The sequence below is a fragment of the Streptomyces sp. SN-593 genome, assembly GCF_016756395.1.
Taxonomy (GTDB): domain Bacteria; phylum Actinomycetota; class Actinomycetes; order Streptomycetales; family Streptomycetaceae; genus Actinacidiphila; species Actinacidiphila reveromycinica.
In genome coordinates, this window is the sequence record NZ_AP018365.1 from 8,353,309 (window position 1) to 8,373,569 (window position 20,261).

Annotated in this window: 18 protein-coding genes and 1 pseudogene; 9 read left to right on the top strand and 10 right to left on the bottom strand. The window is 74.5% G+C overall.

Annotated features, from left to right (window positions below):
- Positions 1-419: 419 nt before the first annotated feature.
- Positions 420-2,129: pseudogene (locus RVR_RS35220) on the bottom strand (ABC transporter transmembrane domain-containing protein); the annotation flags it as partial.
- A 376-nt stretch (positions 2,130-2,505) separates the two neighbouring features.
- On the opposite strand from RVR_RS35220, the gene RVR_RS35225 reads away from it, so the two are divergent.
- The 7 genes from RVR_RS35225 to RVR_RS35255 all read left to right on the top strand — a co-directional run bounded on the left by RVR_RS35225 (position 2,506) and on the right by RVR_RS35255 (position 7,955).
- Entirely contained in the window at positions 2,506-2,778 is a 273-nt protein-coding gene (locus RVR_RS35225; RefSeq protein ID WP_202238034.1) for a GlsB/YeaQ/YmgE family stress response membrane protein, read from the top strand.
- 118 nt (positions 2,779-2,896) lie between these two features.
- Positions 2,897-4,339: an NADP-dependent phosphogluconate dehydrogenase gene (gene gndA, locus RVR_RS35230; RefSeq protein WP_202238036.1), complete on the top strand. Its 1,443-nt coding sequence runs from the start codon at positions 2,897-2,899 to the stop codon at positions 4,337-4,339.
- 79 nt (positions 4,340-4,418) lie between these two features.
- Positions 4,419-4,775 (top strand): PRC-barrel domain-containing protein, encoded by a 357-nt coding sequence (locus RVR_RS35235; RefSeq protein WP_202238038.1) that lies wholly within the window; start codon positions 4,419-4,421, stop codon positions 4,773-4,775.
- Positions 4,776-4,826: 51 nt separating this feature from the next.
- Positions 4,827-4,994 carry a hypothetical protein gene (locus tag RVR_RS35240; RefSeq protein ID WP_202238040.1) on the top strand — a complete coding sequence of 56 codons (168 nt, stop codon included), beginning with the start codon at positions 4,827-4,829 and terminating at the stop codon, positions 4,992-4,994.
- A gap of 16 nt (positions 4,995-5,010) precedes the next feature.
- The gene (locus RVR_RS35245) at positions 5,011-5,733 is read left to right on the top strand and encodes a DedA family protein (RefSeq protein ID WP_202238042.1); all 723 of its coding nucleotides are present in this window, start codon (positions 5,011-5,013) and stop codon (positions 5,731-5,733) included.
- Between the two features lie 217 nt (positions 5,734-5,950).
- Complete coding sequence (locus RVR_RS35250; protein ID WP_202238044.1) at positions 5,951-6,790, top strand: GH25 family lysozyme; 840 nt, start codon at positions 5,951-5,953, stop codon at positions 6,788-6,790.
- Between the two features lie 121 nt (positions 6,791-6,911).
- Positions 6,912-7,955 carry a PHP domain-containing protein gene (locus RVR_RS35255; RefSeq protein ID WP_202238046.1) on the top strand — a complete coding sequence of 348 codons (1,044 nt, stop codon included), beginning with the start codon at positions 6,912-6,914 and terminating at the stop codon, positions 7,953-7,955.
- Positions 7,956-8,335: 380 nt separating this feature from the next.
- Here RVR_RS35255 and RVR_RS35260 read toward each other — a convergent pair whose 3' ends face one another.
- Positions 8,336-9,079: a 3-keto-5-aminohexanoate cleavage protein gene (locus RVR_RS35260; RefSeq protein WP_202238057.1), complete on the bottom strand. Its 744-nt coding sequence runs from the start codon at positions 9,077-9,079 to the stop codon at positions 8,336-8,338.
- Between the two features lie 246 nt (positions 9,080-9,325).
- Here RVR_RS35260 and RVR_RS35265 point away from each other — a divergent pair, with 246 nt between their 5' ends.
- Both RVR_RS35265 and RVR_RS35270 read left to right on the top strand, forming a co-directional pair.
- The gene (locus tag RVR_RS35265) at positions 9,326-10,618 is read left to right on the top strand and encodes a YihY/virulence factor BrkB family protein (protein ID WP_237405164.1); all 1,293 of its coding nucleotides are present in this window, start codon (positions 9,326-9,328) and stop codon (positions 10,616-10,618) included.
- 34 nt (positions 10,619-10,652) lie between these two features.
- Positions 10,653-11,636 carry a magnesium and cobalt transport protein CorA gene (locus tag RVR_RS35270; protein ID WP_202238059.1) on the top strand — a complete coding sequence of 328 codons (984 nt, stop codon included), beginning with the start codon at positions 10,653-10,655 and terminating at the stop codon, positions 11,634-11,636.
- 114 nt (positions 11,637-11,750) lie between these two features.
- On the opposite strand, the gene RVR_RS35275 is transcribed toward RVR_RS35270, so the two are convergent.
- From RVR_RS35275 to RVR_RS35310, 8 genes are all read right to left on the bottom strand, one after another.
- On the bottom strand, positions 11,751-14,123 hold the full coding sequence (locus RVR_RS35275) for a glycoside hydrolase family 65 protein (RefSeq protein WP_202238061.1): 2,373 nt from the start codon (positions 14,121-14,123) through the stop codon (positions 11,751-11,753).
- Entirely contained in the window at positions 14,120-14,863 is a 744-nt protein-coding gene (locus RVR_RS35280; RefSeq protein WP_202238063.1) for an HAD family hydrolase, read from the bottom strand. The genes RVR_RS35275 and RVR_RS35280 overlap by 4 nt, the downstream gene beginning before the upstream one ends.
- A gap of 93 nt (positions 14,864-14,956) precedes the next feature.
- Positions 14,957-15,622 (bottom strand): NAD(P)H-binding protein, encoded by a 666-nt coding sequence (locus RVR_RS35285; protein ID WP_202238065.1) that lies wholly within the window; start codon positions 15,620-15,622, stop codon positions 14,957-14,959.
- 188 nt (positions 15,623-15,810) lie between these two features.
- Positions 15,811-16,353, bottom strand: a complete 543-nt coding sequence (locus tag RVR_RS35290; protein WP_202238067.1) for a GNAT family N-acetyltransferase — start codon at positions 16,351-16,353, stop codon at positions 15,811-15,813.
- Between the two features lie 460 nt (positions 16,354-16,813).
- On the bottom strand, positions 16,814-17,218 hold the full coding sequence (locus RVR_RS38785) for a DUF2795 domain-containing protein (protein ID WP_202238069.1): 405 nt from the start codon (positions 17,216-17,218) through the stop codon (positions 16,814-16,816).
- 268 nt (positions 17,219-17,486) lie between these two features.
- Positions 17,487-18,245 carry a G1 family glutamic endopeptidase gene (locus tag RVR_RS35300; RefSeq protein ID WP_202238071.1) on the bottom strand — a complete coding sequence of 253 codons (759 nt, stop codon included), beginning with the start codon at positions 18,243-18,245 and terminating at the stop codon, positions 17,487-17,489.
- Positions 18,246-18,600: 355 nt separating this feature from the next.
- A complete protein-coding gene (locus RVR_RS35305) occupies positions 18,601-19,191 on the bottom strand; it encodes a cysteine dioxygenase (RefSeq protein ID WP_202238073.1) in 591 nt (196 codons plus the stop codon).
- A complete protein-coding gene (locus RVR_RS35310) occupies positions 19,188-20,234 on the bottom strand; it encodes an amidohydrolase family protein (RefSeq protein WP_202238074.1) in 1,047 nt (348 codons plus the stop codon). Before RVR_RS35310 ends, RVR_RS35305 begins: the two co-directional genes overlap by 4 nt.
- Between the last annotated feature and the right edge of the window lie 27 nt (positions 20,235-20,261).

Consider the following 20,261-nt stretch of genomic DNA (forward strand, 5'->3'; position numbering starts at 1 on the left):
CCGCCGCCGTCCGCGGGGGGTGGGGTAAACGGGCTGGTGCCGGGGCCGCCGGGACCGGTGCGCTCCGTGCCCGAGTCGTGTGCCGCGCTGTCGTCGGCTTCGGTACGGGCCGCGTGCGGGGCACCGTCGTCCACGCCGCCCGTGTCGGCGTCCGTCGCGCCCGCGCCGCCCTCCATCGCGCCCGCGCCTCTCGCGCCTCCGTCCGTCGAGCCCGTACCGGCGGCGTCCGCCGCTCCCGCCCCCGGGGAGGGCGTTGCCCGGCCGGTCGCGCCCGCGGAGACCGTGGCCTGGTCCGGTACGCCGGGACCGCGACCGGCCACGGGCGGTCCCTGCGTCCGCGTGGCGGCGCCCTCGCGCGGGCCCGGCACGTTCGTGTCGGGCACGTCGGGCACGTTGAGTGCGTCGGGCGGGGACGTGAGATCGTCCTCGGCCGCGCTGCGGTCCACCAGCGCCCGGTAGCCGGCCTCGCGGCGCAGCAGCTCGCGGTGGGTCCCCGACGCGGCGACCTTGCCGTCCACGAGGTAGTGCACGGTGTCGGCCTGGTCGAGCAGCACCGGTGAGGTGCCGGTGACCAGGGTGGTGCGGCCGGCGCGGGCCGCCCGCAGCCCGGCGGCGACGGCCGCCTCGGTGTGGGCGTCGAGCGCGGAGGTCGGCTCGACCGCCATCAGCACCTCCGGCTCGGCCAGCAGCGCCCGGACCAGGCGGACGCGTTGGCGCTGGCCGCCGGAGAGGTTGCGGGCCTGCGCGTCCATGGGGGTGTCGAGCCCGTCGGGCAGCCCGGCCACGACGTCCCGCGCCGCGGCGGCCCCGAGCGCCGAGGCGATCGACGCGTCGTCGCGGGGCCGGCGGCCGGTGACCATGTCGCGCAGCGACCCGGCGAAGAGGTCCGCCTCGTTGTCGGCGATGAGGACCCGTTCCCGGACCTGTGCGTCCGCGACGTCCTCCAGTCGCACCGCGCCCCAGGTCACGGCACCGCGCCGGAAGCCGCCGAGCCGGTCGACGACGTCGGCGGAGTCGGCGGGCCGGGCGCCGACCAGCGCGGTGAGCCGGCCCGGTGCCACCTCCACTCCGGAGGCGGGGTCGCGCAGCGCGGAGGGGGTGGCCGGCGCGTCCGCCGTGGCGTGCCGCCGGTCGCCGCGGTCGGGGTCCAGGGACAGGAACCCGACCACCCGCTTCGCGGCCACCAGCCCGCGCGTGACGTCGTAGCCGCACTCGATGAAGAACGCGACCGGCATCACCAGCACCGCCACGTAGCCGTAGACCCCGACGAACTCGCCGACCGAGATGGTGCCCCGCGCGGCCATGCGCGCCGCGAGCCAGGTGACGAGGGCGAGGAAGAGCATCGGGAGCCCGACGCCGAGCGCCTGCACCCAGCTCGTCACGGCCCCGACCCGGTAGCCCTGTGCGGTCAGCGCGCGGGAGTCCCGGCGGAAGGCGTCGGCGAACAGCCGCTTCCCGCCGAGCCCGTTGAGCACCCGCAGCCCGCCCGCCAGGTCGCCGATCCGGGCGGTCAGGCCGCCCTGCTGCTCGCGGTAGACCGCCTCCGCCCCGCGCAGCCGCCCCAGCAGCGGGCCGACCAGCACCGCGATGACCGGCACCCCGAGGAGCACCACCAGCCCCAGCGGCACCGAGACCGACAGCAGCAGCACCGCCACCACGAGGTAGGCGACCACCGAGCCGAACCCCGGACCGGTCATCGTCAGCGACTGGCTGATCTGCTGGACGTCGGTGACGCCGATCGTGACCACCTCGCCGGCGCCGGCGAGCCGTGGCAGCGACGCGCCCAGCCGGGTGGCCTGCCCGACCACCGACTTGACCGTGCGGAACGTCGCGTCCATCCGCAGCCGCGTCATCGTGCGGTGCCGCATGATGCTGACCCAGGCGTTCAGCGTGCCCAGGACGAGCAGGGCGCCGCTCCACGCGAGCAGCGCGCCGGTCCGGCCCGGTTCCAGTCCGTCGTCGATCGCGCGGGACAGGACGTACGGCGTGAGGGTCATGAGCACCATCCACACGCTGCCGAGCACCGCGCCGGCCGCCGTGCGACCGGGCTGGCGTGCCAGCAGCCACCACAGGTAGCGGCCGGCGCCGCGGCAATCGGGTGTCCCGGGGTCCTCGTACGCGTCGATCACGGCCGCCCCCCGCGGGCGCCGAGCGGGCGCGGGCCGTTGCACGGGGGCCGAGGGCTCGGGTGGGCGCCGGGACATCGGCTCGAACGGCCTTCGTGACCCGGACCGCCCCGGCGGCCGCCGCGGTTCGCGCGGTACGGCGGGGGTGGAGGAGTCGGCCGGGGTGGAGGGGTCGGCTGGGGTGGGCGCATGCCCGCCACCCTCGCAGAGCACCGACCCGCCGGGCCAACGCATATCCGCGCCCCGCATCCAGGGTCCGCGCGCCCCTGGCGGGGCCGGCGCGTCGCGGAGGTGTCGCAGGCACGTCCCGGCGCCGTAACAAGCCGCCATCCGGTGCGGATCGCGGTGTGTCCGGCAACGGGCGGGGCATACGGCCGACATGGGAATCATCGGCTGGATCATTCTGGGACTGCTCGCAGGAGCGATCGCCAAGCTGCTTCTGCCCGGGCGCGACCCGGGTGGCGTGCTGGGCACGACCGTCATCGGTGTCGTCGGGGCCTTCCTCGGCGGCTGGCTGTCGGCCAAACTGCTCGGCCACCCGGTGCCGCACCACTTCTTCGACGGCTCGACCTGGATCGCCGCGATCGGCGGCTCCCTGGTGCTGCTGGTCGCCTACCGGCTGCTGTTCGGGGACTCCCGGAGCCGACGCTGAGAGGCGGCACGGCCCCCCACCCCCCGAACGGCCGCGGTGCGGGGGCCGTGCACCGCCCGGCCGAGCACAATGACCGGAGCGGTATCCACGGTCCCCGGAGCGGCACCAGGAGCGGAAGATGAGCGCAACCGCCGACATCGGCGTGACCGGGCTCGCGGTCATGGGCAGCAACCTCGCCCGCAACTTCGCCCGCCACGGCTTCACCGTGGCACTGCACAACCGCACCACCGCCAAGACCACCGCCCTCGTCGACGAGCACGGCGACGAGGGCGACTTCGTGGCCGCGCACACCCCCGAGGAGTTCGTGGCCGCGCTGAAGCGCCCGCGCCGGCTGGTCGTCATGGTCAAGGCCGGAGACCCCACGGACGCGGTGATCCGGGAGTTCGCCCCGCTGCTCGAGGACGGCGACGTCATCATCGACGGCGGCAACGCGCACTTCGAGGACACCCGGCGCCGCGAGCGGGAACTGCGCGACCAGGGCATCCACTTCGTCGGCACCGGCATCTCCGGCGGCGAGGAGGGGGCGCTGAACGGCCCGTCCATCATGCCCGGCGGCTCCGAGCACTCCTACGAGTCACTCGGCCCGCTGCTGGAGCGGATCGCCGCGAAGGCGAAGGACGGCACGCCCTGCACCACCCACATCGGCCCCGACGGCGCCGGCCACTTCGTGAAGATGGTGCACAACGGCATCGAGTACGCCGACATGCAGCTCATCGCCGAGGCGTACGACCTGCTGCGCGCCGTGGGCGGTTACACCCCCGAGCAGATCAGCGGCATCTTCCGCACCTGGAACACCGGCCGGCTCGACTCGTACCTGATCGAGATCACCGCCGAGGTGCTGGCGCACACCGACGCCGCGACCGGCCGCCCCTTCGTGGACGTCGTCGCCGACGAGGCCGAGCAGAAGGGCACCGGACGCTGGACCGTGCAGACCGCGCTGGACCTCGGAGTGCCCGTCTCGGGAATCGCCGAGGCGGTCTTCGCGCGGTCGCTGTCCGGCCACGCCGACCTGCGCGCCGCCTCCCGCGATCTGCCCGGCCCGCACGCCGACGCGCTGTCCGGCCGGGCGGCGGCCGACTTCGCCGACCGGGTCGAGCAGGCCCTGTACGCCTCGAAGATCGTCTCCTACACCCAGGGCTTCCACCAGATCCAGGCCGGCAGCGACGCCTACGACTGGGACATCGACCTGGGCCGGATCGCGGCGATCTGGCGCGGCGGCTGCATCATCAGGGCCGCGTTCCTCGACCGGATCACCGCCGCCTACGACGGCAGCCCCGACCTGCCGAGCCTGCTGTCCGACCCGCGGTTCGCCGAGGAGATCGGCGCGGCCCAGGACGACTGGCGGGCCGTCGTGGCCGCGGCGGTGGCCGGCGGGGTGCCCGTGCCCGGCTTCTCCGCGGCCCTCGCCTACTACGACGCGCTGCGCGCCGAACGGCTGCCGGCCGCGCTCACCCAGGGCCAGCGCGACTTCTTCGGCGCGCACACCTACCGGCGCGGCGACCGTGAGGGCGTCTTCCACACGCTGTGGGGCGGCAGCCGGGACGAGGTCGACGCGGGGTGACCCGCGTACGGCACCGGAACGGGGGAACGTGGTCAGTACAGGGGCACCGGGCGTGCCCCGCGCGAAAGGCAGGTGGGGAATGATCGAACCCGCGGATCTGCGCGAGTGGCGCGACCACGACGTGGTCGACGAGGAGAGCCACAAGATCGGCGGTCTGGAAGCGGTCTACGTGGACACCGCCACCGACCAGCCGTCGGTGGTGACGGTCCGGATCGGGCTGCCGACCCGGCACCGTCTGGTCTTCGTGCCCGTCCTGCACGCGGTGGTCGGCCCCGGCTACGTACGGGTCCCGTACGCCAGGACACTGGTGAAGTCGGCCCCCTCGATCGGCACGGACGACGTCCTGCCGGCCGAGGACGAGGAGGCGATCTTCCAGCACTACGGGCTCCCGTACGAGCCGGTGGCCAAGGGCACCAGGCTCCTGGCCCGCCGCTGAGCGTCCGCAGCCCCGCCGCCGCCCGCCCACCGCCCCGAAAGGACACGGATCGTGACCCTGTTCCTCCTGCTGATCATCGTGGCGATCGTCCTCGGGCTGATCGGCGCGGTCGCCGGCGGCCTCGGCTTCCTCCTCGCCATCGGCATCGTGGTGTTCGTCGCCGACCTGGCGTGGGGGGTGTGGCGACTGCGCCGCAGGCGGCCGCGGACGGTCCGCTGAGGCGGCCGGCGACGGCATGGGCGCGATCACCGACTGGCTCACCCACTCCTCCGGCCCGGCCGTCTACGCGGTCGTGGGCGCCCTCGTGTTCTGCGAGGACGCCCTCTTCTTCGGCTTCGTGCTCCCCGGCGAGACGGCGGTGGTGCTCGGCGGGGTCGTGGCCAACCAGGGCGGCGTGTCGGTGTTCTGGCTGTGCGTGGTGGTGGTGCTGGCGGCGGTGGCCGGCGACAGCGTCGGCTACGAGGTGGGCCGGCGGTTCGGCCCGCGCATCCTGGACAGCAGGGCGCTGCGCGGCCACCACGAACGCATCGACCACGCCCAGGAGCTGATCCGCAGGCGCGGCCCGGCCGCGGTCTTCCTCGGCCGTTTCATCGCCTTCTTCCGCGCCCTGATGCCGGCGCTCGCCGGGATCTCCCGCATGCCCTACCGGGTCTTCCTGGTCTTCAACGCCGCCGGCGGGCTGGTGTGGGGGATCGGCTTCACCCTGCTCGGCTACTACGCCGGCGACGCGTACAAGCGGGTCGAGCGCACCGCGGGCACGGCGGTGGCGATCGTCGTCGCGGTGGTCGTGGTCGGGGCCCTCGTCTACTGGCACCTCAGGCGCCGCCGGCGCGAGGCGGGGCAGGAGCAGGGCCCGCGGACGCCCGGCCCCTCGCAGCACTCCGAGCACGGACGGCCCTCCGGGCAGGACCGCGAACCGGGGAGCGGTGACGACTCCGCCCGGGACGCCGGCCGTTGATCCGACGATCGGTTGATCGGTCCGGGCGTTTTCGAACAGGGCGCACAGAATGTGCGGATACGGCAACAATCCGCGGCGGCGGTGGTTCGGAGCGGCGCGGGGCGAGTACGCCCTAGGTATGCGTGCCGCGTCATCGACACCGCGGGGAGGCGGGGGACACCCGGCGGAGCCGCGGACGGGGCAGCGCGTCCTGCACCGCGCGAGTGAAAGGCCGGCCATGACCGTCAAGGGCATCGACGTCGCTTCCTACCAGTCCAGTACCTTCAGCACCTCCGGCCTCGGATTCGTGATGGTCAAGGCCACCGAGGGCACCGGGTACCTCAACCCCAAGCACGCCGCGCAGGTCGCGCACGCCCGGGACGCGGGCCTCACCGTCGGCCACTACCACTTCGCCCGGCCCGGCAGCATGTCCGCGCAGGTCACGTATTTCCTCAAGCACGCCGGCCTGAAGACGAGCGACATCCTCGCCCTGGACTGGGAGGACACCGGGGTGTCGGGGGCGGACAAGGACGCCTTCATCAAGGCGCTCCAGAAGGAGTCGCCCGCCCACCGGGTGCTGCTCTACTGCAACGTCGACTTCTGGCTGCACCGCGACACCACCTCCTTCTGCGGGGACGGGCTGTGGATCGCCGACCCCGAGTCGGACGCCGGCCACCCGCGGGTGGAGCACGCCTGGACGCTCCACCAGTACAGCGTCTCCGGCGGCGTGGACCGCAACGTCGCCAACTTCGCCAGCAGCGACGCGCTCACCGCATGGGCGGCGAAGGGGAGTTCCGGCGCCGTGCCGAAGTACGAGCCGTTCCCCGGCGCCTCCTGGTTCACCGTCGGCCGCAAGTCGCCTGTCGTCGCCGCGATGCACGCGCGCCTGGTCGCGGTCGGCTGCAACCGCTACAAGAGCACCGCGAACAAGGACGTGATCGGCTCCGGCGACATCGCCTCCTACGAGGCGTGGCAGCGCAAGTACAGCGACGCGCACGACAAGGACTGGTCCGGCGCCGCGCTGAAGTGGCCTCCCGGCAAGGAGACTTGGAACGCCCTGCACGTGCCGAACGTCTGACCGCGGCCGACCGGCCCGGTGCGCGCGTCACCCGCGCGGGTGGCCGTACCCGACACGGCCGGGCGGGTGACGCGCGCCCGGCCGGCCGTTATCCGCGGCGTCGGGCGGGAAGAGCGCCACCATGGAGCCCATCGAGGCGCTGGACCGGATCGCGTTCCTGCTGGAGCGCGCCCTCGCGCCCTCCTACCGCGTACGGGCGTTCCGCAACGCCGCCGACGTCGTCGCCGCGCTTCCGCCCGCGGAAGTCGAGCAGCGCGCGCGTACCGGGCGGCTCACCGACCTCAAGGGGATCGGCGCGACCACCGCCGCCGTGGTCGCGGAGGCATGCGCGGGCCGTACCCCCTCCTACCTCGCCGACCTCGAACGCACCCAGCCCCCGCCACCCCCCGACGCCGCCGGCCGGTCGCTGCGGGCGGCGCTGCGCGGCGACTGCCACGTGCACTCCGACTGGTCCGACGGCGGCAGCCCCATCGAGGCGATGGCCCGCACCGCCCGCGACCTCGGCCACTCCTGGATGGTGCTCACCGACCACAGCCCCCGCCTCAAGGTCGCCCACGGGCTGACCGCCGAGCGGCTCGCCCGCCAACTCGACGTCGTCGCGGAACTCAACGAACGCCTCGCACCCTTCCGGGTGCTCACCGGCATCGAGTGCGACATCCTCTCCGACGGCGGCCTCGACCAGACCGACGACCTCCTCGACCGGCTGGACGTCGTCGTCGCCTCCGCCCACTCCGAACTGCGCATGCCGGCTGCGGACTTCACCCGCCGCCTGGTCACCGCGGTGCGCAACCCCCTCGTCGACGTGCTCGGCCACTGCACCAACCGGCTGATCGGCGAGGCCAAGCAGCGGCCCGAGTCCACCTTCGACGCCGAGGCCGTCCTCACCGCCTGCGCCGAGGCCGGCACCGCCGTCGAGATCAACAGCAGCCCCCACCGCCTCGACCCCCCGACCCGCCTCCTCACCCTCGCCCGCGACCTCGGCACCCTCTTCTCCATCGACAGCGACGCCCACGCCCCCGGCCAACTCGACTGGCAACTCCACGGATGCGCCCGCGCCGAAGCCGCCTCCATCCCCTCACCCCGCATCCTCACCACCTGGACCGCCCCCCAACTCCTCACCTGGACCACCACCCGCACCCCACCCCCAGAAAGCCCCGCCCCCTGACCCCGGCCCAGCCCTAACCCCGCCGCCACGAACCCCACCCCCCACGCCCCCACGCCCCCACGCGCTCCCGTGCCAACGAACCCCTGTGCCACCAACGAACCCCCGCCGCCACCACTCCCGCCGCCGCCACCCCCCGTGCCTAGGACCCCGGAGAGACGTGAGCGGGGGCGAAGGGGGCGGGGTTCGAGACGTTCGTATATTTGTGGCGCGGACACCGGGGCAAGGTGACGGAGGACCCGCAGGCGCCGTAAATATGCAGTCTCGAACCCCGTCGCCGGAGCCCCCGCGACCGACCCGACCCGCCCGGACCCGCCCGGACCCGACCCGGCACGGCACGTTACGGCGGCACGAGACCCGGCACGGCACGGCACGGCACGACCTCAGCCCCGCACCGCCGCAACCTCCGCGATCCCCGCCCGCACAAGCTCCGCGTTGTCCGCCGCCGCACCCCCGTCCGGCAGGACCACCGTGTCCTCCAACCCGATCCGCACGTCAAGCCCCCGCCGCGCCGCAAGCCGCAGCACCGGCCACGCCCCACCCTCCTCCCCGTGCAGCAGCACCGCCCCCCGCCCCACCCGGTCCAACCCACCCGCCGCCGCCAACTCCTCCAGAAGCGCCACCCCACTGTCCACCGCCGTCGCCGGATCCCGGTCCACCACCTCCGCCAGCACCCGCACCACCCGCCCCACCTGCGGCCACTCCCGCAACCTGGCGGCCCCGTCCGTCCCGGAGAACACCCCCGCCTCCACCCCGATCCCGACCGACAACAGCGCGTCGGCCACGATCTCCGCCCCCTCCTCGTGCCAGTTGACCGACGCGTGGTCCGGCAGCACCGACCACGACCGCACCAGCGCGGCCCGCCGCTGCGGATCGGGTTCGGTCCACGCCCCGGTGGTGACCCCGACGGGCACTCCGGGCGCGGACGCCCGCACCGCCGCGACCGCGGCGTCCACGCTCACCGCCGCCATGGTCTCCGCCCCCTTCCCGTCCCTGGGATGGAGGTGGATCGAGCGCGCGCCGGCGAGGACGGACGCGGCCGCGGCGTCGCCGAGTTCCCACGCCGCCACCGGCACCGCCTCGCACACGGACCGGTCCCTGCCGCCGTTCAGACATACCTGGAGCATGGCAAGATCATCCCAGTCCGCCCCGCGTCCCCCGCTGAGCCGGCGCCGTCCGGTCCGACCGTGTCGGGCGACTCGTCCGCAGTCAACTGCCCCCGGTCCGGGACCCGTCCGACGGACGGCGGTCGCGCGGCCTCCGCCGCCCCGCACCGGGTGGGGCGGCCCGGACCGCCATGGAAACGCCTCCCGCGGGCACACGACCGGCACACGACGCGGGGAACGCCCGCGAAGCAGGGCGGAAGGAGCAGCGTGGCAGGGAGCAGGGACGCGGCCGGGCGCGCCGGGCGGGCGGCCAGGAAGGCCGAGCGCGCCGGGAAGGCCGTGGCAGACCGGGGGGACGAGGGCCCCGGGGGGCCCGCCGCAGTCGAGGCGGCCGGACGGCCCGAGCCGCCCGCGGCGGAGCCCCCCGACCCGGAGCACGACCCGGAGCACGGCCCGGCGCCCGACCCGGCCCCGGACACCAGGCCCCTGCGCCGGGCCCGCGCCGTGTGGCGGTTCGGCCGCACCCTGGTCCGCGCGGTGGCCGCCGCGTGGGAGAAGGACGTCACCGAGCGGGCCGCGGCCCTGACGTACTACGCGGTGCTCGCGCTCTTCCCCGCGCTGCTGATGACGGTGTCCCTGCTCGGCATGGCCGGAGGCCCCTCCGAGAGCAGCCTGTCCGCGGGGGTCACCGCGATGCTTCCGTCCGAGTCGCGCCCGGTGGTGGTGTCGGCGCTCCAGGACATGGCCCACGACCACCGGGCGACGCTGTCGCTCGCCATAGGAAGCGGCCTGGGCGCGATGTGGTCGGCGTCGAGCTACGCGGCGGTCTTCCGGCGCGCCCTGCACGCCATGTACGGCGTGGACGGGCGCCGGCCGGCCTGGCGCACCGGCCCGCGGGTGGTGCTGACCTCGCTGACGCTGCTGGTGCTGCTGGTGGCGAGTGCGGTCTGCCTGGTGGTCACCGGAGCGATCGCGCACCGCACCGGCTCGGTCCTGCACATGAGCGGGCCCGCGCAGGCGGCGTGGCGCGGGCTGCGCTGGCCGCTGCTGCTGGTGACGGCCTCGGCGCTGGTCCTCGTGCTCTTCCGGACCGGTCCGCGCGGCACCCGCACGGTCCGCGCGATGGCGCCCGGCGGAGCGCTCGCGGTGGTGCTGTGGTTGGCGGCCTCGGCCGGGTTCGCCGCGTACACCGCGCGCATGGGGACGTACAACCGGCTCTACGGCCCGCTGGCCAGCACCGTCATCTTCCTGGTCTGGCTGTGGTTCTCCAACCTGGCGCTGATGATCGGTGCCCACTTCAACGTCGAGCACGCGCGCGCCGTCGCGGAGCGCGCGGCCGCCGCGAAGCGGGGCGGGGGAGCGGGCACCGACGCCGCGGACGGCGGCCTGGACGAGGAGGACCGCCGGGACCGTGCGGCGGGCCGGGACGCCGCGGTCGGCGCGGCGGACCCGGCGGCCCTGGAGGGCGCCGCGGACGCGCTGCCCGCCGCGGGCCTGGCCTCGCCCGCGGGAGCGCCGCAGGTCAGGCTCCGCGGAACCCGCCGGTGGGCGCGCGGGTGATAGATCCCGGCGCCCGTGAGGAAGGAATGTGCACGTGATCGTCGACTGCGCCATCTACCGTGACGGCCGCCGCACCGGCTCCCCGGACGACCTGTCCGACGCCCTGGACCAGGCCCGCAGCCAGGGCGACTCCTTCGTGTGGATCGGCGTGCACGACCCGACCGAGGCCGAGTTCGCCGGCATCGCCTCGGAGTTCGGGCTGCACCCGCTCGCGGTCGAGGACGTGCTCAAGGCCCACCAGCGGCCCAAGCTGGAGACCTACCCGGGCGCGCTGTTCGCCGTGCTGCGCCCGCTGCGCTACCACGACGACACCGGCACGGTCAGCGCCAGCGAGCTGATGGTCTTCATCGGCGACGCGTTCGTGGTGACCATCCGCCACGGCGCCACCTCCACCGCGGCGCAGGCACGCGCCCGGCTGGAGGAGCGGCCGGAGGTGCTCCGGCGCGGCCCGGTCGTGGTGCTCCACGCGATCTGCGACAGCGTCGTGGACGACTACCTGGAGGTCGCGGCGGACCTCCAGGTGGACCTGGAGGAGCTGGAGGAGAAGGTGTTCGCGCCCGTCGGCGGCGACTCGGCGCGCACCGCCGCGACCATCTACGCCTTCAAGCGGCAGGTGCTGGAGTTCCGTCGCGCCAGCGGCCCGCTCGCCGAGCCGATGGCGCGGATGGCCGCCGGCGGCATGCCGTACACGGACCGGCACACCCAGCCGTTCTTCCGCGACGTCGCCGACCACCTCACCCGGGTCTCCGACGCGGGGGAGGGGCTGGACCGGCTGCTGTCCGACATCCTCGCCGCCCACCTCACCCAGGTCGGGGTCCGGCAGAACGACGACATGCGCAAGATCTCCGCCTGGGCGGCCATGGCCGCGGTGCCCACGATGATCGCCGGCATCTACGGGATGAACTTCGACCACATGCCGGAGCTGCGCCAGGTCTGGGGCTACCCGGCGGTGCTGGCCCTGATGGCGGTGGCGGTCCTGTGGCTGTACCGGCTCTTCAAGCACCGCGGCTGGCTGTGACGGCGGACGGGACCGGGACGAGGACCGGGACGGGCCGACGCCGGGGACGACGGCGGGGGCGGGGGCGGGGGCGGCGGGCACCCGCCGACCGCACCGCCCCCGGCTGACGACCCCTCAGCCCTGCTGCCCCGGTGTCTGGTTCCTGCGCCGCGGCGCCCTCCCCGGCGGCTGCGGCGGCGCCTCGCGGTGGACGGTCTCCGGCAGGTCCCGCACCACCGCGTGCTCCGTGGTGAGCGTGAACGGCTTCTCGTAGTGCAGGATCTCGATCGGCTTGCCCGCGGCCAGGACGTACGTCGCGGCGGTCCGCTTCACCTCCACCCGCAGCCGCCGGCCGCGGAAGTCCAGCCGGAAGGCGACCCGGCTCAGCGCGTCCGGCAGCCGCGGGGCGAACCGGATCGAGTCGCCGTCGAACAGCCGCATCCCGCCGAACCCGGCCACCAGAGCCGTCCAGGTGCCGGCCAGCGCCGCGATGTGCAGCCCGTCCCGGGCGTTGTTCTCCAGGTCCTCCAGGTCCATCATCGCCGTCTCGCCCAGGTAGTCGTAGGCGAGCTGCAGGTGACCGACCTCCGCCGCCACCACCGACTGGCAGTACGCCGACAGCGAGGAGTCTCGTACGGTCAGCGGCTCGTAGTAGGCGAAGCCGCGCGCCTTCTCCTCGGCGGTGAAGGCGTCGCCGCGCAGGTACATCGCCAGCACCAGGTCCGCCTGCTTGACGACCTGCTTGCGGTACAGGTCGAAGTACGGGTAGTGCAGCAGCAGCGGGTAGTGCTCGGGGCTGGTCTGCTCGAAGTCCCAGCGCTGGTGGCGGGTGAAGCCCGCGGACTGCTCGTGCACCCGCAGGTCCTCGTCGAAGGGCACCGTCATCGCCGAGGCCGCGTCGCGCCAGGCGGCGGTCTCCTCGTCGGTGATGCCCAGCGCGTCGGCGTGCCGCGGGTGGCGTTCGGCGGCGTCGGCGGCGGCCACCAGGTTCGCCTGCGCCATCAGGTTGGTGTAGACGTTGTCGTCGCAGACCGCGCTGTACTCGTCGGGTCCGGTCACGCCGTCGATGTGGAAGGCGCCCGCGTGGTCGTGGTGCCCCAGCGAGCGCCACAACCGGGCGGTCTCGGCGAGGAGTTCGAGTCCGGTCTCGGCCTCGAACGCGTCGTCGCCGGTGGTCGCGACGTAGCGCACCACGGCGTCGGCGATGTCGGCGTTCACGTGGAAGGCGGCGGTGCCGGCCGGCCAGTAGCTGGACGCCTCGTCGCCGTTGATGGTGCGCCAGGGGAACGTGGCACCGGCCAGCCCCAGTTGGGCGGCCCGCTCACGCGCGGCAGGCAGCGTGTTGTGCCGCCACCGCAGCACCTCGGCGGCGGCCTGTGGCGCGGTGAACGTCAGCAGCGGCAGCACGAACGTCTCCGCGTCCCAGAACGTGTGGCCGTCGTACCCGGAGCCGGTCAGGCCCTTCGCGGGGATCGCCCGCTGCTCGGCGCGGGCGGCGGTCTGCAGCACGTGGAAGAGCGCGAAGCGTACCGCCTGCTGGATCTCGGTGTCGCCGTCGACCTCGACGTCGGCCCGCTCCCAGAAGTCGTCCAGGTAGGACCGCTGCTGGTCGAGCAGCCCCTGCCAGCCGGTGTCGCGCGCGCCCACCAGCGCCGCGTCGGCCTGGTCGCGCAGCGCGGGCAGCGAGCGCGTGGCCGACCAGCCGTAGGCGACGAACTTCTCCAGCCGCAGCCGCTGCCCCTTGTCCAGCACGCAGGTGACGGTCAGCCGGCTCACGTCCTCCCCGGACTCTGAAGAGATCTGTGTGGTCGCCTTCGGCCCGTCCACCCGGTGGTCGGCGGCCGCCGCGACCCGCAGCTCGCTGCGGGTGGTGGAGTGGATCAGGCCCAGCCGGGTGCCGTCGGCGAAGTGGTCCTCGGCGACCAGCGGCGACTCCAGCGCCGCCGCCACCCGCGGGTCGCCGGTGGCGCGGGGGATCTCCTCGTTCGCCGCCAGCTCCGACTGCACCACCACCCGCACCTGCTCGTCCAGCGGCTCCACCTCGTAGGCGATCGCCGCCACCGCGCGCTGCCGGAAGGAGACCATCCGGGTGGAGCGGACCCGTACCGCCCGGCCGGCCGGCGACACCCACACGCACTCGCGTCTCAGCACCCCGGCGCGCATGTCCAGCTCGCGCTCGTGGGTGCGGATCGTGCCGTAGCGCAGGTCGAACGGCTCGTCGTCCACCAGCAGCCGGATCAGCTTGCCGTTGGTGACGTTGATGACCGTCTGGCCGGACTCCGGGTAGCCGTAGCCGGCCTCCGCGTAGGGCAGCGGGTGCAGTTCGTGCAGGCCGTTGAGGTACGAGCCGGGCAGGCCGTTCGGCTCGCCCTCGTCCAGGTTGCCGCGCCAGCCGATGTGCCCGTTGGACAGCGCGAAGACCGACTCGCTCTGCGGCAGCAGGTCGAGGTTCAGCTCGCACTCGCGCAGCGACCAGGGGGCGACCTCGTAGGCGGGATCGGTGATCACACGCTCCTCCCGATCAGGTCCGCCAGGTCCTTGACGACGGTGTCGGCGCCGTGCCGGCGCAGCTCGTCGGCCTGCCCGACCCGGTCCACGCCGACGACGTAGCCGAAGCTGCCCTCGCGCCCGGCGTCCATCCCGACCAGCGCGTCCTCGAAGACCGCCGCCTGCCCGGGGTCGAAGCCGAGCTGCTTCGCCGCCTCCAGGTAGGTGTCCGGCTTGGGCTTGCCGCGCAGCCCCTGCTCCTTGGCGGTCACACCGTCCACCCGCACGTCCATCAGGTGCTCGATGCCCGCGGAGACCAGCACGTCCCGGGTGTTCGCGCTGGAGGAGACCACCGCGGTGCGCAGCCCGGCCGCGCGCACCGCCGTCACGTAGCGGACCGAGCCCTCGTACGCCGTCACGCCGTCGGTGCGGATCTTCTCCAGCACCAGCTCGTTCTTGCGGTTGCCCAGGCCGTGCACGGTCGGCGCCGAGGGCGGGTCGTCGTCGTCGCCCTCCGGCAGCTCGATGTCGCGGGAGGCGAGGAAGGTGCGCACGCCGTCGGCGCGGGGGCGGCCGTCCACGAAGTTGTCGTAGTCGTCGGTGCTGTCGAAGGGGCGGAAGCCGTCGCCCTCCCGGTCGTGCAGGAAGTCGTCGAACATCTGCTTCCAGGCCGCGGCATGCACCAGCGCCGTCGGCGTCAGCACACCGTCGAGGTCGAAGAGGCAGGCACGTACTCTGCTCGGAAGGCCGATCTGCGTCATGCGCACCATGTGCCCCCATCCGGCGGCGGGCATACCCGCCCGGGGCGAAGTCCCCCCGGCTCGCCGAACGCCCGGGGGCACGCCCGCGGCCGGTCAGGCGCCGAGCCGGTTGATCTCCGGGCTGTGCAGGACGTGCGGCCCCTCGCCGTCGAGCCGCGCCACCGCCAGCATCGCCCGGCCGAGGGCCTGCGTGGTCGTCACGTGCGAGGGCGCGACCCGCCGCAGCACCGGGTACAGCCACGACGTCGCCGCGTACATCGCGCGGTACCAGCCGGTGCGGGACCGCTCGCCGTGCAGCGGCTGGATCCAGCCCGGGCGGAACATGTACGCGCGCATGTCCATCGCCAGCAGCGCGTTCTCGGTGCGCCCCTTCACCCGAGCCCATCCCGAGCGCCCCTGCTCGGTGCTGTCGGTGCCCTCGCCGGAGACGTAGGTGAAGGTCAGCGCGGGGTTCCCGGCCGCCGTCGTACGGGCGGCGGCGAGCGTGCAGTCGTAGGTGATCCGGGTGTAGTCCTGCGGGCTGTGCCCCGCCGAGGACACGCCGAGGCAGTAGAAGCAGGCGTCCGCGCCCGACAGTTGCGCGGCGACCGCCGAGAAGTCGGTGAAGTCGTTGTGGAAGACCTGCCGCAGCTTGGGGTCGTCGGCCTCCAGCGGGCTGCGCGCCACGGCCACCACCTCGGTCACGTCCGGGTCGCGCAGGCACTCCCGCAGCACACCCTGCCCGACCATCCCCGAGGCACCGAAGAGGATCACCTTCATCGCCGGCCGTCGCCGCCTTCCGTCCGTCCCGCACCCTGCTGTCGCTGACGCGCCGTCACCGGGTTCCCGGCCGCCGCACCGCCACAGTCTGCCCCACCCGGAGCGCGGGTCGGCCGCCCGGGCGGGACGTCGGCACGCGGCCGGGCCCGTTCCGGGGGCGGCGGCAGCCCCGGCGGCCGGGGGGCCGGTCAGGAACGGGCGCCGGCGCGGGCGGAGACGTCGAGCGACAGCGCGGTGGAGTGGGCGGCGAACCCCAACTCCCGGTAGAGGTGTTCCGCCTCGGGCGTGGCGTGCAGGTCCACCCGCGTCACGCCGCGCGCGGCGAACCAGTCGAGCAGCGCCTCGGTCGTCGCCCGGGCGTACCCGCGGCCGCGGTGGGCCGGGTCGGTGCAGACGTTGAAGACGAAGCCGAAGAGGCCGGCCGGCGAGGAGGGCGAGGGCAGCCGCCGCTCCACGGTGCCGACCGCGCACGAGGCGAGTCCCACCCCGCCCGCCGCGTCCACCACGAACACCCCGGTCGTCGGATCCGGTCCCGCCAGTTCGGCGGCGAGCAGCCGCCGGGCCTCGCCCTCCCACGGTCCGGGCGCGTCCGTGCCGGTCATCGCCGCGAACATCACCCGCCGCAGGCGGACCACCTCGGCCGCGTCCTCGGGCCGGCCCGCCCGCACCGGGCCCGCAGGGGTCGACTCTGTCGTGTACGCGCCCGCGAGGGACGCCGGGTCACCGGTCATCCCCCGAATGTACGGCGTGCCCGCGAGGGCCCCTCGTCCACCGGCATGGCGCGGACCCTGCTGGCCGGTCGTCCCGCTGCCTTGCCGCCTAGGGCGTCGGCGGGCGAGGCCCCCGGGCTTCGGGTGCGCCCCTGCGGCGGCTCCTCGCACCGGGGGAGCGGCCGACCTGGGGCCGACCGGGTCCGACCCGGGTCCGACCCGAGCCCCGCACCGGGCGCGCGCCGGGAACGTGGCAGGTCCGGTTCGGCCCGTGCCGGCCGGGGCGGAGTGGCGTGGCGGTGCACCCGTCTGCGGTGAATGCGGGGCGAGGCACCGGCCTGCGGTGAACGCGGGGCGGTGCTTCCGTCTGCGGTGGACGGCCCCCACCCGCCCCCGCCCGCGCCCGACGGGGTTCGCCGAGCGGGGCGGGGGCCGCCGGGGACCGGGCAGGGGCGCCGGGCCGCGGGCGGGGGAGGGGAACTCAGTCGCGGCGGTCCTCAACGCCGTACCCCAGGGCCTGCACGACCGCCTGGACGTTCGGGTAGGTCTCGTCCGGAGGAAGGGCGGAAACCCGCTCGACCAGCGCGTCCGGTGCCTGGTGGCGGTGGAGCGCGCCGAGCAGGGCGCTGCGGCGGGCCGGGTAGACGCTGCGGTCGAGGTGCCTGGCCAGGTCGCTGCGGACGTAGACCCCCTGCGGCGTCATGCCGGCCGGCGCGGCGCCGCCGCGGGCGGGCGCCGAGAGGACTTGGTCCTGGTCGGAGGGCTGGGGCTCGGCGAGTTCCTCGCCGGCCTGCACCGCCCGGTTCGCCCGGAGCGCGTCCTGGAGCTCCCTCTTCAGTTCGTCGTCACGGGCGAAGCCGGTCTTGTTCGTTCCCTGGTCCGTCATGCGGCGATGGCCTCCCTTTGTCGTTCGCCGGGCGGCGCGGTACTGCTCCGGGCGCCCCCGGCCGGGGCTGGGCTGTCTCGGGTACCCGCCCGTCCCGTCCCGAAACCACCCCTGCCTCTGCCGCCCCATCCGCCCCCCGGCCGGCGGGGCCGCAGGCCACTCGGCCCCGCCCGGGACAGGGTCCGGGCGGGGCCGAGGGCGTCAGCCGGCGGCTGCCGTGGCGGCGCCCCGCGGGGGCGCGGTGCCAGGCCGCGACGGGGGCCGTACGTCAGCTGTGCTTCCAGGTCACCGTGAAGTTCTCGCTGCTCGACAGGGCCGAGGTGGTGGCCTTCGTGGTGCTGCCGGACGCCATGTTGATCTGGTCCGGCGAGAAGCTGCCGATCGGCGAGCCGTTCGCGGTGGCGTTGGTGAAGGACGCCGTGCCGAAGTTCGCCAGCGGCAGGACGCCGGTCGAGCTGGAGGGCGCCTCGGCGATGATCTCGGCGGAGGCGTTCGACAGGCCGCTCTGCGTCTTCGTGGTGGTCTTCGTCCACCCCTGGGTGGTGTCGGAGAGGGTGAGCGTGTACTTCGTCCCGCTGACGCTGACCGTCGAGGTGAAGTGGTCGCCGGCCTTCACCGTGTTGCTGTAGTTCACCGGGTAGGCCGGGTACATCTCGTACCAGGCGTAGTACTCGGCCTGGCCGCCGTAGCAGTCGCCCTCGCTGCCGGTCTGCTCCACCGAGTTGCTGCCGTCGCCGTCCAGGCCGATCCAGAACGACGCGTACGCCGTCGAGCTGGAGCAGCTCACCGCCGGCTGCACCCAGCTCGACGAGACGCTGGTGAAGGTCCGTCCGGTGGCCGCGTAGCCGGCCCAGTTGGAGCTGGTGCTGTGCTCGATGCGCCCGTCGGGGCCGATGACGCGGTGGCTTCCGACCGGCGCCTGGAAGACGGTGGGGGCGGCGCTGGCCACGGCCGGGGCGGTGGCGAGGGCGGACAGGACCGCCGCGCCGACGGCGGTTGCGGCGGTGAAGCGCTTCGTTGCCGACATGCTGCTCCTTCTCGCGGATCTCGCGGTGCAGACGTGTAACCGGCGGCGGTCAGTGGGGTCAGCGTGCCGCCAGTGATTGACAGTGTGCAGACAATCACCGCCTGTGTGGCACCCGGGAGTGCCAACGATCGGCAAAGACCGCGCCAAGTGACCCGGAGAAAAGGGGTGTTCGCCCACCTGTCCGGTCAAACCGCTGCGGTGGAACGACAAAAAGGCGGTACACAAGCGGACTTCCGTCCTCCGCTCGTGTACCGCCGTGTCTCGTGCCCCGAGTGCCCGAGTGCCCGAGTGCCCGAGTGCCCGAGTGCCCGAGTGCCCGTGCCTCCGTTCCGCGCGGGCCGCCCTCCCGTGTGGGTCAGGCCATGTCGTCCAGCGGCCGCAACTCGTCGGCGTACGACACCGACGTGCGCCGCAGGATGCCGGTGCGGCTGACGGCGTACTGGCCCATCCGCCACAGCGGCGGCGAGTACGCGTGGATCGACACGCTCCCGGCGTCCCGGCCGGTGAGCCGGTGGATGTGGTCGGGGCCGAAGCAGTAGACCTGGCCGGCCGGGACCGGGGTGGCCAGGCTCGGCACGCCCACCGCGAGGTTGTGCTCGACCAGGGTGCCCTGGGTCACCGCGACGGCACCGGAGGATATGTCGTGGTCGTGCCAGCCGGTGTCGTTGCTCGGCGTCCAGCACAGCACCCACACGTCCACGTGCGCGTCGCGGTGCAGCGACACGTAGTGCCGCTGGTCGTCGGAGAAGAGGACGTGGCGCCGCCAGAGCGAGGGGTCGGCGGCGATGGAGCAGGCGAGGTCGAGCAGTTCGCGCTTGTCCAGGTCGCGGCCGGGCAGCGTGTCGAGGGTGAGCGACGGCGACACGTCGAGCCAGGGTTCGGCGCGCTGCACCGGAGCGGTGTCGTGGTCCTCGGGCGACGGCAGGGACGACGGCGGAGCGGTCACGGGCTGATCCCTTCGAGTAGGTGGCGCGGGTTGGCGACGCGGACGGCGAACTGTGCCGCCGCGCCCAGACGGGGGTCGGCCGCGGTCGCGTACGGGCGGTCGCTGCCGAGCACGAGCGCGTCGATGCCGAGCACGCGGACCACGGCGTCCAGCGCCTGGCGGCCGTAGGAGGAGGTGTCCACGAACACGCCCGGGTCCAGCCGCAGCGGGCCGCCGCCGCGCATGGTCGCGCGCTCGTGGTGCACCGGGGCGAGGCCGGCCGCGGCGGCGAAGCAGATCCGCAGCCGCGGGAGCAGGGCGCGCCCGGCGGTGTGCCAGGCCCACCAAGCGGACTGGAGTTGGCCGGTGTACCCGACCACGGCCGGCCACCAGGCGGGCAGCGGCTCGGCGGACGGGGGCTCGGGACCCGGGTGGACCAGCACGGGCTTGCCCGCCGCCTCGGCCACCGCGAGCAGGGGGGCGAGCCGCTCCAGCGCGTACGGCGTGGCCATCGCGCAGGCCGGCACCTGGAGGCCGACCAGGCCGCCCGATCCGCCACGCGCGGCGGCTGTCGGCGAACCGCCCCGCGAGCCGTCCCGCGAGCCGTCCCGCGAGCCGTCCCGCGAACCGCTCCGCGGAGCGTCGTCGAGCAGTGCGGCCAGCGCCTTCGGGTCGGGGTCGATCAGCCGGGCCGACGCCCAGCCGGTGAACGGCTCGGGCAGCGCGCGGACGCCCGCGTGCCAGGCGTCCAGCAGCGGGACGGCTTCGTCGGGCGGCAGCGCTTCGATCCCGAGCGGGCTGGACAGGGACACCGCGACGCGGCGCAGGTCCGGGTCCAGGCCCGCCCGCAGTGCCGGATCGTGGTCCTCGGGCCGCACCTCGTACGGGGGTTCGCCGGCGAGGTGCAGCGTCCAGCCGTCCAGGCGGGGCGGGCGGTTGCGCGAGCGCAGCAGTTCCACGAACGCGGCGGGCCACAGGTGCTGGTGGACGTCGGTGGGGCCGGCGGGCGCCTCGGGAGCGGGGGAGGCGGGTGTGTCGTCGGTGGCGTGACCGTAGCCGGACAATACCCTCCTCACGTGGCCTGATGCGCT